Source organism: Novosphingobium aquae, assembly GCF_037572715.1.
GTDB lineage: Bacteria > Pseudomonadota > Alphaproteobacteria > Sphingomonadales > Sphingomonadaceae > Novosphingobium > Novosphingobium aquae.
Genome location: NZ_JBBHJY010000004.1, coordinates 90530 through 103809, shown reverse-complemented (window position 1 = coordinate 103809; position 13280 = coordinate 90530). Strand labels below are relative to the sequence as shown.

Below are 13280 nucleotides of genomic sequence, written 5' to 3'. Positions count from 1 at the left end.
GCCGGGGTGACATTAGCGACTGCTTGCGCCATGGCAATTTGTCATGGTTGCTGCGGCGGGAAACGCAGGTTTGGAGAGTGTTGCGCATGGCTAGGCAGTATTTCGGCACGGACGGGATTCGCGGGCGGACCAACGCCGGTGTCATGACGGCGGCGATTGCGATGAAGGTTGGCCAGGCGGCGGGAACGCGGTTCCTGCGCGGCGATCACCGCCACCGCGTGGTCATTGGCAAGGACACCCGGCTTTCGGGCTATATGCTGGAAAATGCGCTGGTCGCCGGCTTTACCAGCGTAGGCATGGACGTGGTGCTTACTGGCCCGCTGCCAACGCCTGCCATTGCGCTCCTCACCCGCGAACTGCGCGCAGATGTGGGCGTGATGATCTCGGCCAGTCACAACCCTTACGAGGATAACGGCATCAAGCTGTTCGGCCCCGATGGCTTCAAACTGTCGGACGAAGACGAACTGGCGATCGAAGCTCTGTTGGGTGAGGATCAGCCCCTGGCCGACGCCGCCAGGATCGGCCGCGCTCGCCGCATCGAGGATGCCCGCGGGCGCTATATCCACGCGGTGAAGGGTTCGGTGCCGGAAAACGTCCGGCTCGACGGGCTCAAGATCGTCGTCGATTGCGCCAATGGTGCGGCCTATCAGGTGACCCCTTCGGCGATCTGGGAGCTCGGCGCCGAAGTAATCGCGGTCGGTGTCACGCCCAATGGCACCAACATCAACGACAAGGTGGGGTCGACGCACCTCAACCTCGTAAAGGAAACCGTGGTCGCCAGCGGCGCGGACATCGGCATTGCGCTTGATGGCGATGCCGACAGGTTGATCGTCGTCGATGAAAAGGGCCAGACGGTCGATGGCGACCAGATCATGGCGCTGATCGGCAGCCGGCTGGCGGCGAGCGGAACCTTGCGCGGCGGCGGCGTGGTGGCGACGGTGATGTCGAACCTTGGTCTGGAACGCTTCCTCACCGGGCAGGGCCTGACGCTCGAACGCACCAAGGTGGGTGATCGCCACGTGCTCGAACGGATGAAGACCGGCGGCTTCAACGTTGGCGGCGAGCAGTCGGGCCACATGATCATGCTCGATCATGCAACAACCGGCGATGGCACCGTGGCAGCGCTGCAGGTGCTGGCCGCGCTGGTCCAGTCGGGCAAGCAGGCAAGCGAACTGCTCCACCTGTTCGATCCGGTGCCGCAGCTGCTGAAGAACGTGCGTTTCTCTGGCGGGAAGCCGCTTGACGATGCCAAGGTCAAGGCGGTGATCGCTGAGGCCGAGGCGCAATTGAACGGCCGAGGCCGCCTCGTCATCCGTCCCTCGGGCACCGAACCGGTGATCCGCGTCATGGCTGAGGGCGATGATGCGGGTGAGGTCGAACAGGTCGTCGTTGCGATCTGCGATGCCGTCAGCGAGGCCGCCGCCTGATGCTTGAAATGCGCCCCGATTGCGAAAAGTGCGGCTGCGACTTACCGGCGGAAGCGCCCGGCGCGTTCATCTGCTCGTTTGAATGCACTTTCTGCGCCGAATGCGCCGACGCGCTCGACGATCACTGCCCCAATTGCGGCGGTGAGCTGATGGACCGGCCGTCGCGGTCGAAGAAGCTGCAGGAGAAGAACCCGCCTTCGAGCGAGCGGAAGTTCCGTGGTTGAAGTTGGGGGGCTGATCCCTCCTCCCCGCATCCTTACCATCGCCGGCTCCGATTCGTCGGGCGGCGCGGGCATTCAGGCTGACATCAAGACGATCACCATGCTCGGCGGCTATGCCATGACCGCGATTACCGCGATCACCGCGCAGAACACGCTGGGGGTGAGCGCGGTCGAAGTTCTGTCACCCGATCTCGTTGTCGCCCAGATTGAGGCTTGCGCCAGTGACATTGGCATCAACGCGGTGAAGATCGGCATGCTGGGTTCGCCCGAGATCGCCCACGCCGTTGCCGACCTCCTCGAAAGCGCGAACGTCCCGGTGGTCTTCGACCCGGTGATGATCGCCACCAGCGGTGCGGCCTTGGCGGACGCCGCTACTATCGCGGCGTTCGAACGGCTGATGAAGCTCGCGACGCTGACCACGCCGAACGTGCCCGAACTGCTGGCGCTCGGCGGTGATACTGGAATAGCGGCGCGGGGAATCGCTTATCTCGCCAAGGGCGGCGATGCGGATGGTCCTGAGGTCGAGGACCGGCTGGTTATTCCCGGCGAGGACCAGCGCATCTGGCGCGGGATGCGGGTGCAGACGCGCCACACCCACGGCACCGGCTGCACCCTCGCCAGTGCGATTGCCACGCTGCTGGGTCAGGGCCTACCGCTGGTCGATGCCGTGGAAGGCGCGCGCCGGTTCGTCCGCGCCGCGCTGATCGCTGCACCGGGTTTTGGTTCAGGGCACGGGCCGCTGGGGCATCAGGCGGTGCGCTGATCTACGCCGGGCAGTTCGATCAGGCCAGTTTCGAGCAGTTCTTCGAGCACGATCAGGGCTTCGCTGTCCGGCCCAATTCCGCTCGTTTCAGCGAGAATCTCATCCACGCACCGAGTTCCGTCGATTTCTACAACGAGCGCTTCGACCAACCGGCAGGAGTCTGCTTCGGCCATCATTGCGCGTCCGGACTTGCCCAGCCGGATCTTGAACGCTGCTCCCTCAGCGCCAAGTTCGCGCGTCTCCTCGATTCCGAATGCGGCGCAGTCCGGGAGCATTAGCGCGCATCTGGTCCAGCGCCAGCGCCATGCGCTCGGCCAGCAAGGCCTTGCGCGTGGTGTCGATATGCCGATCCGGATAGGGGAGCAGCACCGGCATGCGCCCTGCGCGGGATAGATCCGGCCGCAAGCGCGGCACGCCAGCGCCTTGCCCGAACTGTCCAGAAAGCCGCCGTGGTGCACGCAGGTATAGGTTATCGATGTGGGAGGCATCGCGGCGGTGCTCCCGTTCAACCCAGGTCGTAGAAATCCCGGATCACATCCCAGCCTTCCTCGGCGGTTTCCACCCACGAGATCAGCTTGAGGTCCTCGGCATTGATCACGCCTTCCTCGGCCAGGGCCTGGAAGTTGACGACCTTGCTCCAGAATTCCTTGCCGTAAAGCAGGATCGGGATGGGCTTCATCTTGCCGGTCTGGATCAGGCAGAGCAGCTCGAAGAACTCGTCGAAGGTGCCGTAGCCGCCCGGGAACACCGCGATCGCCTTGGCGCGGAGCAGGAAGTGCATCTTGCGCAGCGCGAAGTAGTGGAACTGGAAGGCAAGGCGGGGGGTGACGTAAAGGTTGGGCGCCTGCTCATGGGGCAGGACGATGTTGAGCCCGATGGTCTCGGCGCCAGCTTCGGCCGCGCCGCGATTGGCCGCTTCCATGATCGAAGGCCCGCCGCCTGAACAGACGACGAACTGCCGCATGCCCTTCTCGACGATGGCGGCTTCGCTGGCGATACGGGCGAGATCGCGGGCGACGTCGTAATACTTGGCCTTGGCAGCAAGGCTTTCGGCCACGGCCTTGCGATCTTCGGGGGCATTTTCGACCAGTTCCGCTGCCTGTTCGGGCGAAGGAATGCGCGCCGAGCCATAGCAGACCAGCATCGATCCGATGCCGGCCTCTTCCATCAGCATTTCCGTTTTCAGCAACTCCAGCTGAAAGCGCACCGGACGAAGCTCCTCGCGCAGAAGGAAATCGTTGTCGGTGAAGGCCAGCTTGTAGCTCGGACTCAGGGTTTGCGGGGTGGCGGTGAAATGGGTCTCGGCAAAGCCGGCTTCCTGTTCCGCCTTGTAGAAACGGCGTCTTGTGAGCCGCTTGTCATCTGTATCTGTCATTAGCCCCTTTTCGGCCCTCGCGCCGCCGCTGTCAAAGGGCGCGACAGCTCGCGGCCTTTCCGTAGCGGCGACCGGCAGGAGAATCTCTGTCAGGCAGCCCTGAGCTGGGGCCAGTCGTCGGGATCAAAGGTGTCATCACCCCCGTCCTCAATGGCAGCTGGCGCGGGCCAGTCAGCAGGGATGCCGGGGATCGCGGCGTACCAGGCGATCCAGTCGAAGCGCGAAGCGGAGTTGGTCACGTCCATGTCCACACAATGCCAAAACCATGCTGCACAAAAATGACGGCGCTTATGTTGCAAGTGTAAAAAGCAAATGCCGCAACTGTATGATTGTGGACAATATTAACCATTCCCTCACGGTTCTCACCTAGGTGCAAACCCGCATGGCTTTGCGCTGAATGGCGAAAGGCATTGCATGGCGGGGTGCAGTCGTCACTTTCTTGACCGGGAAGAAAGGCTGCTCCCCTCCGAATGAATGCAACGGATTGCACCTGCAATCCAGCAACTGGTGGGAACGAAATCCATGAAGAAGACACTAGCCTACGCGCTGGCGCTGGGCAGCCTTGCGGCTGCCGGCCCGGCCTTTGCCCAGGCGGCAAATACTTCTACCGATACGGCCAGCGGCTCGGTGACGATCATTCGTCCGCTGACCCTGACCAAGACAACCGACCTTGCTTTCGGCCGCGTCGTCCAGCCCCGTTCGGGTACTGGCACGGTGTCGATCGCCAACAACAGCACTACAGTTGTCGGCGACAACGGAGCGGTTGTGCTCAGCGGCCTGACCACCAGCCATGCCGTGTTTGGCGTGAGCGGCGAAGGCGCGCAGGTTGTCAACGTCACCTCGCCGGCGACCTTTGACCTGTCGAATGGCGCCAACACGATCACCGTGACCCTCGCTCCTGACTGGAACACCACAACCAACCAGGTGACGCTCTTGGGCTCGCTCGGCGCGGCTGGCAGCGCAACGCTGAACCTCGGCGGCAGCTTCAACCTGCCCTCGACGCAGGCGAGCGGTGCCTACACCGGCACGTTCAACGTCACGGTCGCGTACAATTGATCGACCAGGGCAAGGGCGGAGGGACGGAACCCATGCGCAAGAAAGCAATGCTCCTGACCTCCGCCCTTGCCGCTTTTTCGGGGGCGCCCGCCTTCGCGCAGGCCAATGCTGCCTTCGCGCAGGAAGGTAGTGCTTCCGCACAAGGCAGCGTGGTGATCGAGCAGCCGGTTGGCAGCGGCATTGCCTACAATGTCCTGACTTCTGCGGTGTCGAGCGTGTTCCTCTCGGGCCGCTCGGGTGATGCCGTGTCGCTGACCAGCGCGGTGCGCGGCGGAGATGCGGTGATCCTGTCCACCGATACCTATCCGGTGTCGCTGGGCCGCGCCGGCGGCGCGCCGGGTCCGCAAGGCCAAGCGAACCTGCTGTTCCTTGCGCAATTCAATTAAGCGGGCCGGTCCTCCGGTCCGTCGATTCACAAGATTCCAACGGGGCTTCACGACATGAACCAGACAAGCCAGACGAGCCCACACAAGCTGATGCAGGCCCTGCTGTGCGTTTCCGCCGCGATGGCCGCAATCTCGGCTGCCGCCCCCGTGATGGCGCAAGCCGCCCCTCCGGCGACAGCTGCTCCGGTGAGCGGCGCGGCCGACATCAATGTCACCCCGCGCCGCGTCATCTTCGAAGGCAACAAGCGCGCCGATGCGGTCTACGTGTTCAACCAGGGCACCGCCGAAGTCACGGTCGATGTCGCGCTGATCGATAATGCGATGTTGCCCAGCGGCGAGATCGTACCAATGGCGCGCATCGCCGAAAAAGGCCCCGAAGCGGCTGCATCGGCTGCGCTGGTCAAGTCGGCCAAGCCCTTGCTGCTCGCCGCGCCAAGCCGCCTGACTCTGCCCCCCGGGCAAGGCCGCACGATCCGTCTGCGCGCCAGCGCCCCGGCCGATGTGGCAGCGGCGGAATACCGCACGCACCTGACTGTCACCACCGTGCCGCCGGCGGACAGCGGGCTGACCGCCGAACAGGCCTCCGCTGTCCAGCGCGGCGAACTGGTGCTTCGCATCCAGTCGATCTTTGGCGTATCGATCCCGCTGATCGTGCGCACCGGCGGGGTTTCCGCTGCCGCCGCTTTCGGGCCGATGCGCACCGCTGAGGTCAAGGGCAAGCCGGTCCTGACCGTGCCGATCCGCCGCAGCGGCAGCGCCTCGCTTTACGGCAATATCGAAATCCGTTCGGGCACGACCGTCATCGGCAAGGTGCGTGGCCTTGGCGTCTATCCCGAAATTGGCGAACGCCTCGCCGAAGTCCCTCTCGACCGCGCCCTGCGCAAGGGCGAGATGGTGACCGTCACCTACTTCGCCGACGAAGCAAAGCCCGGCGCGGCGCTGGCGGCAGGGAGCTTCACCGCTCCCTGAACCTGGATGTTTGGTCGAAACATCCTCCATGCTTTGATGCTGCTGCTGGCGACCGTTCTTCCGGTTGCAGCTGCGGCAGAGGCACAACAAGCATCCGCCGCGGCGGAGCCTGATCAGCTGTTGCTCTATGAAGTGCAGCTGAGCGGCACGACGCTGTCCGAATCGCTGAGCGCCTATGGTGACGCTGCCGACCCGCTGCTGCCGCTAGGCGAATTGTCACGCCTGCTCGAGATAAATCTGGATGTGCAGCCGGCGCGCGGCATGGTCACTGGCCGGCTGGGCGAAAACCAGCGTTCGATCACCATCGACCTCGCCGCCGGCAAGGCGCTGATCGGCGGACAGGTCATCGCGCTGGTTCCGCCGGATCGCAAGGTCACCCCGACCGAGATCTACCTGCGTGCCTCGCTCGTCGCCAAACTGCTGCCTCTGCGCATTGCCGCCTCTGAAAGCGAGATGACGCTGACCCTGACAGCGACCGAAAAGCTACCGCTGGAAGCGCGCCGCGAACGCGCTTCGCGGCTGGCCGGGCTGGGCGCGATAACGGGCGCGCCCGATGACGTGCTGCGGGTGCAGACCCCCTATCGCTGGGCCAGCCTGCCCTCGTTCGATTTCGGCTTAGAGCTTGGCGCGGACAGCAGTCTTAGCCATGCGGTCACCCGGCTGGAGGCGCGCATGTCGGGCGATCTGGCGCGCACCGGCTTTTCCGGCTGGTTTGCCACCGATGAAGCCGGCAAGCCCGCCTCAGCCCGGATCACCGCCACGCGGCGCAGCGCCGAGGGCGCTCTACCGCTGGGCGCGACCTATGCGGCGGCAGGCGATGTCTATGCGCCGGGGCTGGCGCTCGGCCCACGCAGCCAGGGCGGCGCCGGGTTCGTGGTGTCCTCGGCCCGGATCGAGGACAGCAGCGTCTTCCAGCACATCGACCTGCGCGGAGAACTGCCGCTGGGCTATGATGTCGAACTCTATATCAACGATGTCCTGCGCAGCGGGCGGCAGGGCTCGGCCACGTTGGGCCGCTATGAGTTCCGGCAGGTCGCGTTGACCCGGGGGCGCAACATCGTGCGCATCGTGCTCTATGGCCCGCGCGGCGAGCGGGACGAGCAGGTCCGCGTGATCAACGTCGGCGGCGGGCAGCTTGCCGCCGGCCAGACGGTGATCGATGCCGGCATCGTCGTGCAGGACCGGGCGCTGATTTCGTTGGGCAGCGACGGCGGGCTGCTCGGCAACAAAGCGCGCGGCAGCCTGCGCGCGGTGCTAGGCGTGACGCACGGGGTGTCGGCCGGGCTGACGGTCAATGCCGGGCTCGGCATCTACCGCGACTATATCGGCCACCGCCATGACGTGCTTACCGCCGGCCTGCGCACGGCGCTGCTCGGCATGGCGGTGCAGGGCGATTTCGCGCATGATCTGCAAGGCGGAAATGCCCTGTCGCTGGCAGCGGCGGGGGAGCTGGCCGGAATCAGTTTCGTCGGCCGTCACGCCGAATATTCGGGCGGCTTCAATGATGAGACAAATTCGGCATGGGACCTCAACCGCCCGATGAAGCGTTTCGATGAACTGACGCTCGATTTCGCGCTGCCGTTGCCGGGGCACAGCCGCCTGCCGATCTCGGCCATGGCAAGCCGGGCTCACTATGCCGATGGCGGCACGACCTTCCTCGCCCGCGCGCGCACTACGGCGAGCATTGCCAGCACGCTCATCGCACTCGGAACAGATTATCGCCGCCAGACGGGTTCTGGCGGGATCAGCGAGCAGTTGACCGGCAATATCTCTGCCATGCGCTTCATCGCCTACAAGTGGCAGTTGCGGGCCACGGCAGACTATTCGCTGGCGCCGCGCTCCAAGCTGGAGACTTTCGGCGTGACCGTGGACCGCAGGCTGGGCGATTCGGCGAGCTTCCGGCTGGGCGCGATGCGCTCGTTCGCCAGCCGAGATACTGCCTTCGAGGCTGGCATCACCGCGGGCCTGCCTTTTGCCGACGCCACGCTGGGCGGAAGCTGGTCCACCGGCCAGCGCAACTGGCGGATCGGCGTGCAGCTGAACTTCGGGCTGGCGTTCGATCCGGTGCGCGGCGGCTACCGGGTCACCCCGCCGGGACCGGCGAACGGCGGCAGCGCCTCGTTCCTCGCCTTCCAGGATGACAATGCCAATGGCCAATTCGATTCGGGCGAAAAGCCGGTCGCCGGGGTGGCGCTGCAAGGCGCGGCGCGGCCCACGATGACTGACGCGCAGGGCCGCGCCTTTATCACCGGGCTGGGCGACGGCGGCAGCGCCAACCTGCGCGCTGACATTTCTGATGCCGACGCCGGCTTTGTCACCGCGCCGCCGCAGAACGTGGTTCTGGCTCCGCGCGCGGGCCATGTCGCGACGATCCTCTATCCGCTGGTGCCCACTTCGGAAGTTGTCTTCCGCGTCAATTTCCGCCAGCTCAACGGCACCATGACCGGCCTTTCCGCAGTGCTCTTGCGCCTGATCCCCGAAACCGGCGCGCCGATTGCCGGCAAGACCGAATTTGACGGCACCGCCGTGTTCGATGGCGTGAAGCCGGGAACCTACCGCATCGCGCTTGATCCCGAGCAGGCTGCCCGGCTGGGCATGACCCTTACCGGCCCGGCCTCGGTCCGGATCGGCAGCGACGGGCGCACGGTCCAGCTTGCCGGCGAGGCCCGGTTTGACGCGAAGGCGGCGAAATGAGTTGGCTGCGTCTCGCCATTCTGGCCTTGCTTGCCGCAATCGGCTGGAGCGCCCCTGCACAGGCGCAGACCTTCACGGTCACCTCGATCGCCACCGGAAATTACGGCAACATAGTCGCCGCGCCGACCGGCGTGTCGGTGTTCCGAACCAGTGCAGCGACCGGTACGGTGACCAAGCTCTCCGGTAACGCCGTGCGGTTGTCATCCTCCGGCGTGCGCTCGCTGGTCACGGTGGCTTGCGGCAACCAGAATGCGTGCAACACCGCCAATGCCCAGTTGACCATCACGGTGACCGGCGCGCCGACGGGACGTGCCACGGCGCTGCAGAACTTTACCGTTTCGACATCGGGCGCCACGGCAACGATCACCCAGGCGCCCGGCACAGGCAGTGCGATTTCGTTCCGAATCGGCCCGGTCGGCCGCAATTCCTCGAAGACCTTCTGGATTGGCTTTGATCTGCCGATCAACGGCAACAATTCGGCTGGAATGACTGGAACCGCCACGTCGAACATGGTCGTGACCATCTCGAGGACCAACGGCGGGGCTCCAAATTCGCGGTCTGGCTCGGTTATCGCGCAGGTGTTCCGCGGCATCGCCCTCACCCGCAGCGCCAACCTCGCCTTTGGTCGCATCGTCTTGCCGCGCACGGGCAGCGGCACGGTCAGCCTTGCGCCAACCACCGGCGTGGTCACGGTGACCGGCAACGGCACGGCGGCGCTCGGCACGCCCGCGCCCGATGCCGCGAGCTTTGCGGTCAGCGGCGAGGGCGGCCAGGCGGTTTCGATATCGTTGCCGTCCACCTTCACCATGACCGGCGGAGCGAACGCGATCACCGTTACCACGATTCCCTCGCTCAGCGGCGTACAGGTGCTGTCCGGCGCGCTCGGTTCGGCGGGAAGCCTGTCGTTCGATGTCGGTGGCAGCTTTCCCCTGACCTCAGGCACGCCCTCGCAGGTCTACAGCGGAACCTTCAGCGTGACGGTCGCCTACAACTGAACACGCGCGGGAGCATCCGCAGGCGCGGGAATGGGTGCCGATGATGTCCGGAAAAATGGATGCCCCGCGAGGATTATAACTCTTGTCCATGCATGGTTACAGTCGAGCGCGAAACTAGCTGTATTGCAGGAGTTTATGCAACCCAAGAGCATAGCAGTGCATTGACGGGCACCCAGAACCACACTAGAAGTGTGGGGAAAGGTGTGGGGAAGCATGGGCAAGCTGACAGTCTTGAAAGTGAAAAGCGCCAAGCCGGGAACGGGCAAGGATGGGAAGCCATGCAAGGCGACCTTTCAGGACGGTGACGGACTAGCCCTTGTCTGCGCGCCAACCGGGGCAAAGAATTGGGTATTGCGAGTGCAGGTTGGAAAGCGCCGCCGGGATATCGGCCTAGGTGCGGTTGATCTGGACGGGCTGGGCCGAGAGTCCTTTGCTGGCGAGAACCGGCTCGCAGACACTTCGCTCATGTTGCGCAAAACGCTCACTCTGCCCGAGGCCCGCGAAAAGGCGGCGGCACTTCGCAAGCTGGCGAAGGCCGGAATTGACCCTGCAACCGAGCGGGACCGCGAGCGCGTGAAAATTCCGACGTTTGCCGAGGCTGTGACCGAGGCGCACAAGGCGCTGGGGCGCGGCTGGGCTGATCGCACGGCGGCCTCGTTCAAGGCATCGCTAGAGGATCATGCCGTGCCCAAGCTGGGCAAGCTGCCGGTTGATGCGATCGGCAGTGCCGAGGTTATCGGCGCGCTGGCCCCGATCTGGAATGACAAGCCGGTGATGGCCCGCAAGGTTCGCAGCCGAATTGCCCAGGTGCTTGCCTTTGCCAAGGCGCGCGGCTGGCGCAAGGATGCCTTGCCTGATGCGCGTGAACTGCGCTCGGGCCTGTCGAAGCAAGCGCGCGGCGGCAACTTCGCTGCGATGCCCTTTGCCGAGGTGCCCGATTTTGTCGCAGGCGAACTGGGCAAGGATCTGACTGCCAGCCGCGCTGCTATGCTTTTCACGTTGCTGACTGCCGCGCGCTCGGGCGAGGTCCGGCAGGCAACATGGGAGCAAATCGATCTGAAGGCGGGGACTTGGACCCGTCCAGCCGCGATCATGAAAATGAATGAAGGGCACGTTGTCACCTTGTCCGCTGCCGCTGTTGCCTTGCTTGAACGATTCACCCCGAAGGATTTGCGCGCGGGCCTGATCTTTGTGGGCCTGCGCGGCGGTGCGCTGTCCGATATGTCGCTGACCAAGGCGCTGCGCACGGCTGGGCGATCGGAGTCGGTGCACGGCTTCCGGTCTGCCTTTCGTGACTGGGCGGCTGAACTGATGCCGACAATCCCCGCGATGGTGGCTGAAATGGCGCTGGCGCACCGTGTCGGCACTGCGACCGAGCAAGCCTATCTGCGCAGCGACCTGCGCGATATGCGCCGCGCCATGATGGATGCTTGGGGCCGGTTCGCCGCACCATCGCTTTCCGGCGTTGCCGATAATGTCGGCGAGTTGATGGCGTCGGCATAATCATTCGGCTCTTTGCGAGATTGGCCGCCCACGAGACATTTACTCCAAAAGCCGCCTTTCCGGACACGCCAACTAAGCGGACGCTTGCTTTTCGCGCTCAAGCTCATGGGTCAACGGCGGCGCAGGCTGTTGGGGAACACGTACACCAGCTCGAGCTTGAACCGGCTCGCATGTGCGCCGTGCACGCCGAACTCGCGCGAATAGCCCGCGTTGATCGTTAAATGGTTGCTGATGCACTGCGACATGCCAAGGCTCAGCTGGGGTTTGATGCGGTTTTCGTCACTGGCGAAGGACGCCGCCACGCCGAGATCGACCGAGAGATAGCGGGAGAGATCGAAGGACAGGCCCAGTTCGGGATCAAGAGCCAGTTCCACACCGCCGCCGTGCGCTTCAGCGCGCAGGTCGAGCCCGGCGCTGACCGTCGCATTGCCAAGTGGCTTGGAGATCGAAGCGCCAACCAGAATGGTCCGCGGGGTCAGGCTGCGGTCGAGCATGACGCCCAGCCTAGCCTGCGCGTTGCCGCCGCTCTTGCGGTTGAACGACTGGCTGGCAACGACCGAGACCTGCGACAGCCCCGTGCGCCCACCGAGCTGCAGGGCCGTTTCACCCTGGTGCCGCAGTTCCACCCGGGTCCGGGTCGCGACCGCGCCAACCGCGATCTCGCGGTTCTTGCCGATCCCGGTCATGACCTGAAGGCCGATATCTCGCTGCGGCGTGACCAGCGCCAGCCGATTGCCTGCGCGTATCGGCTCGATGGCACTGCCCATGCCGAACGACAGGATCGCAGCCGTGCGCCCCGGCGGCAGCGCGCGACGCGTGCGCTGGAGCGAGTCGAGGCGGAGATAGCGCTGTTCGTCCTCGACGCTGACCGCACGCGGCCCGACCGGCTCGCCGGCATCGTTTACGAGGCGCAGCGCGAGCGCGCGCATGCGGCCTTCGATGTCGATCGTGTTGACCTTGGCCAGCAATTCGTCGGCGGGAATCCATCCCCGTTCGCCCAGCGCGGGATCGGCGACGAGATAGCCGCGCGACGCCGAATAGGCTTCGACCACGACGAAATGGCCGAAGCCGTATCCGGTCGATTCGTCGGTCTCCTGGATCAAGGTGATCGCCGGGCCTTCGCTGATCGCCTGCGAGAAATGGTCGGGCAGCACTCGGGTTCCATGCAGGGCATGCCCGGTGCGGGCGGCGGTGGCCATGCGGACCAGATCGCTGGCCTTCAGCCCGCGCCCGCGCCCGAACGCGTGTCCGCGCAGCAGCTGTTCCTCGGTTACGGTGACGCCGACCAGTGCGAAAGCGCTGGCCAGCGCCGCCGCGCCGCAATCGTCGTCGCGGGTCTGGCGGGCCACCGGCGGCCTTTCGGCGGCCATTGCCGCAATCGGCATGAACGAGATAACGGCGGCGGCCGAAGCCACCGCCGCTATCTGCGCCGCTATTCCCTTGGCCTGGATCGGCATTAGTTGATCCAACCCTTCGACCTGGCGAATTCGACGGCCGCCTTATAGGTCGAATAGACCTTGTAGGCCCCCCTGGCGCAGGTGACCTTGTTCTTCGAGCAATACCTGATCGACGCGCCACCGGCCGCAAGAATGATCACCCAGAACCCGCCTCCCTGGACTGCATCGAGGTCTTCGGGGCTGGCGTCGATCACGCCGTTGGGCGCGACGACCACAAGGGAATCGACGAGCACTTCGCCGGGCGCGGTCTGCTGATCGGTGGCGGCACCCGCCAGCGAGGGCATCGCGGTTGCGGACACCTCGCGAGTCTGGGCCGAGGCGACCGCGGAACCGGCCTGCGCCTGGGCGGCGATGGGGGTGATCACCATCGCCACCGTGGCGATCGTGAGAGGGAATTTGCGCATAGGGACCTCCTGTGTTGCGCTTGGCCGTCA

Annotated in this window: 15 protein-coding genes; 9 read left to right on the top strand and 6 right to left on the bottom strand. The window is 65.1% G+C overall.

Annotation, left to right across the window (positions count from 1 at the left end; all coding sequences use genetic code 11):
* The first annotated feature begins 86 nt into the window (after positions 1 to 86).
* The 3 genes from glmM to thiD are packed head-to-tail and all read left to right on the top strand — an operon-like array spanning position 87 to position 2411.
* Positions 87 to 1427, top strand: coding sequence for a phosphoglucosamine mutase (gene glmM, locus WG900_RS09610; RefSeq protein WP_339966668.1), 1341 nt, complete (start codon positions 87 to 89; stop codon positions 1425 to 1427).
* Complete coding sequence (locus WG900_RS09605; protein ID WP_339966666.1) at positions 1427 to 1651, top strand: DUF1272 domain-containing protein; 225 nt, start codon at positions 1427 to 1429, stop codon at positions 1649 to 1651. Before glmM ends, WG900_RS09605 begins: the two co-directional genes overlap by 1 nt.
* 13 nt (positions 1652 to 1664) lie before the next feature.
* The gene (gene thiD / locus WG900_RS09600) at positions 1665 to 2411 is read left to right on the top strand and encodes a bifunctional hydroxymethylpyrimidine kinase/phosphomethylpyrimidine kinase (RefSeq protein WP_417597558.1); all 747 of its coding nucleotides are present in this window, start codon (positions 1665 to 1667) and stop codon (positions 2409 to 2411) included.
* Here the strand turns inward: thiD and WG900_RS09595 are convergent.
* The 4 genes from WG900_RS09595 to WG900_RS09580 form a co-directional block, all read right to left on the bottom strand.
* The gene (locus WG900_RS09595; protein ID WP_339966664.1) at positions 2396 to 2518 is read right to left on the bottom strand and encodes a hypothetical protein; all 123 of its coding nucleotides are present in this window, start codon (positions 2516 to 2518) and stop codon (positions 2396 to 2398) included. The genes thiD and WG900_RS09595 overlap by 16 nt on opposite strands.
* Positions 2519 to 2630: 112 nt before the next feature.
* Entirely contained in the window at positions 2631 to 2786 is a 156-nt protein-coding gene (locus tag WG900_RS09590) for a hypothetical protein (RefSeq protein ID WP_339966663.1), read from the bottom strand.
* Between the two features lie 130 nt (positions 2787 to 2916).
* The gene (locus WG900_RS09585) at positions 2917 to 3786 is read right to left on the bottom strand and encodes an LOG family protein (RefSeq protein WP_339966662.1); all 870 of its coding nucleotides are present in this window, start codon (positions 3784 to 3786) and stop codon (positions 2917 to 2919) included.
* 89 nt (positions 3787 to 3875) lie between these two features.
* On the bottom strand, positions 3876 to 4025 hold the full coding sequence (locus WG900_RS09580) for a hypothetical protein (protein ID WP_339966660.1): 150 nt from the start codon (positions 4023 to 4025) through the stop codon (positions 3876 to 3878).
* A gap of 283 nt (positions 4026 to 4308) precedes the next feature.
* Between WG900_RS09580 and WG900_RS09575 the strand changes: the two genes are divergently transcribed.
* The 6 genes from WG900_RS09575 (at position 4309) to WG900_RS09550 (ending at position 11389) form a co-directional block, all read left to right on the top strand.
* A complete protein-coding gene (locus WG900_RS09575; RefSeq protein WP_339966658.1) occupies positions 4309 to 4842 on the top strand; it encodes a DUF4402 domain-containing protein in 534 nt (177 codons plus the stop codon).
* Positions 4843 to 4874: 32 nt separating this feature from the next.
* Positions 4875 to 5228 (top strand): hypothetical protein, encoded by a 354-nt coding sequence (locus tag WG900_RS09570; protein ID WP_339966656.1) that lies wholly within the window; start codon positions 4875 to 4877, stop codon positions 5226 to 5228.
* A gap of 54 nt (positions 5229 to 5282) precedes the next feature.
* On the top strand, positions 5283 to 6197 hold the full coding sequence (locus WG900_RS09565; RefSeq protein ID WP_339966655.1) for a fimbrial biogenesis chaperone: 915 nt from the start codon (positions 5283 to 5285) through the stop codon (positions 6195 to 6197).
* Positions 6198 to 6203: 6 nt separating this feature from the next.
* Positions 6204 to 8891 carry a collagen binding domain-containing protein gene (locus WG900_RS09560; RefSeq protein WP_339966654.1) on the top strand — a complete coding sequence of 896 codons (2688 nt, stop codon included), beginning with the start codon at positions 6204 to 6206 and terminating at the stop codon, positions 8889 to 8891.
* Positions 8888 to 9886: a DUF4402 domain-containing protein gene (locus tag WG900_RS09555; protein ID WP_339966653.1), complete on the top strand. Its 999-nt coding sequence runs from the start codon at positions 8888 to 8890 to the stop codon at positions 9884 to 9886. Before WG900_RS09560 ends, WG900_RS09555 begins: the two co-directional genes overlap by 4 nt.
* Positions 9887 to 10099: 213 nt before the next feature.
* On the top strand, positions 10100 to 11389 hold the full coding sequence (locus WG900_RS09550; RefSeq protein WP_339966651.1) for a tyrosine-type recombinase/integrase: 1290 nt from the start codon (positions 10100 to 10102) through the stop codon (positions 11387 to 11389).
* A 110-nt stretch (positions 11390 to 11499) separates the two neighbouring features.
* On the opposite strand, the gene WG900_RS09545 is transcribed toward WG900_RS09550, so the two are convergent.
* Positions 11500 to 12846 carry a cysteine peptidase family C39 domain-containing protein gene (locus WG900_RS09545; protein WP_339966650.1) on the bottom strand — a complete coding sequence of 449 codons (1347 nt, stop codon included), beginning with the start codon at positions 12844 to 12846 and terminating at the stop codon, positions 11500 to 11502.
* Positions 12846 to 13250 carry a hypothetical protein gene (locus WG900_RS09540; protein ID WP_339966649.1) on the bottom strand — a complete coding sequence of 135 codons (405 nt, stop codon included), beginning with the start codon at positions 13248 to 13250 and terminating at the stop codon, positions 12846 to 12848. The genes WG900_RS09545 and WG900_RS09540 overlap by 1 nt, the downstream gene beginning before the upstream one ends.
* Between the last annotated feature and the right edge of the window lie 30 nt (positions 13251 to 13280).

Excerpts from the sequence above, each read along its gene's own strand:
- glmM (WP_339966668.1), top strand. The coding sequence starts at position 87 with ATGGCTAGGCAGTATTTCGGCACGGACGGGATTCGCGGGCGGACCAAC.
- WG900_RS09605 (WP_339966666.1), top strand. The coding sequence starts at position 1,427 with ATGCTTGAAATGCGCCCCGATTGCGAAAAGTGCGGCTGCGACTTACCG.
- WG900_RS09590 (WP_339966663.1), bottom strand. The coding sequence starts at position 2,786 with ATGCCGGTGCTGCTCCCCTATCCGGATCGGCATATCGACACCACGCGC.
- WG900_RS09585 (WP_339966662.1), bottom strand. The coding sequence starts at position 3,786 with ATGACAGATACAGATGACAAGCGGCTCACAAGACGCCGTTTCTACAAG.
- WG900_RS09575 (WP_339966658.1), top strand. The coding sequence starts at position 4,309 with ATGAAGAAGACACTAGCCTACGCGCTGGCGCTGGGCAGCCTTGCGGCT.
- WG900_RS09570 (WP_339966656.1), top strand. The coding sequence starts at position 4,875 with ATGCGCAAGAAAGCAATGCTCCTGACCTCCGCCCTTGCCGCTTTTTCG.
- WG900_RS09565 (WP_339966655.1), top strand. The coding sequence starts at position 5,283 with ATGAACCAGACAAGCCAGACGAGCCCACACAAGCTGATGCAGGCCCTG.
- WG900_RS09560 (WP_339966654.1), top strand. The coding sequence starts at position 6,204 with ATGTTTGGTCGAAACATCCTCCATGCTTTGATGCTGCTGCTGGCGACC.
- WG900_RS09555 (WP_339966653.1), top strand. The coding sequence starts at position 8,888 with ATGAGTTGGCTGCGTCTCGCCATTCTGGCCTTGCTTGCCGCAATCGGC.
- WG900_RS09550 (WP_339966651.1), top strand. The coding sequence starts at position 10,100 with ATGGGCAAGCTGACAGTCTTGAAAGTGAAAAGCGCCAAGCCGGGAACG.
- WG900_RS09545 (WP_339966650.1), bottom strand. The coding sequence starts at position 12,846 with ATGCCGATCCAGGCCAAGGGAATAGCGGCGCAGATAGCGGCGGTGGCT.
- WG900_RS09540 (WP_339966649.1), bottom strand. The coding sequence starts at position 13,250 with ATGCGCAAATTCCCTCTCACGATCGCCACGGTGGCGATGGTGATCACC.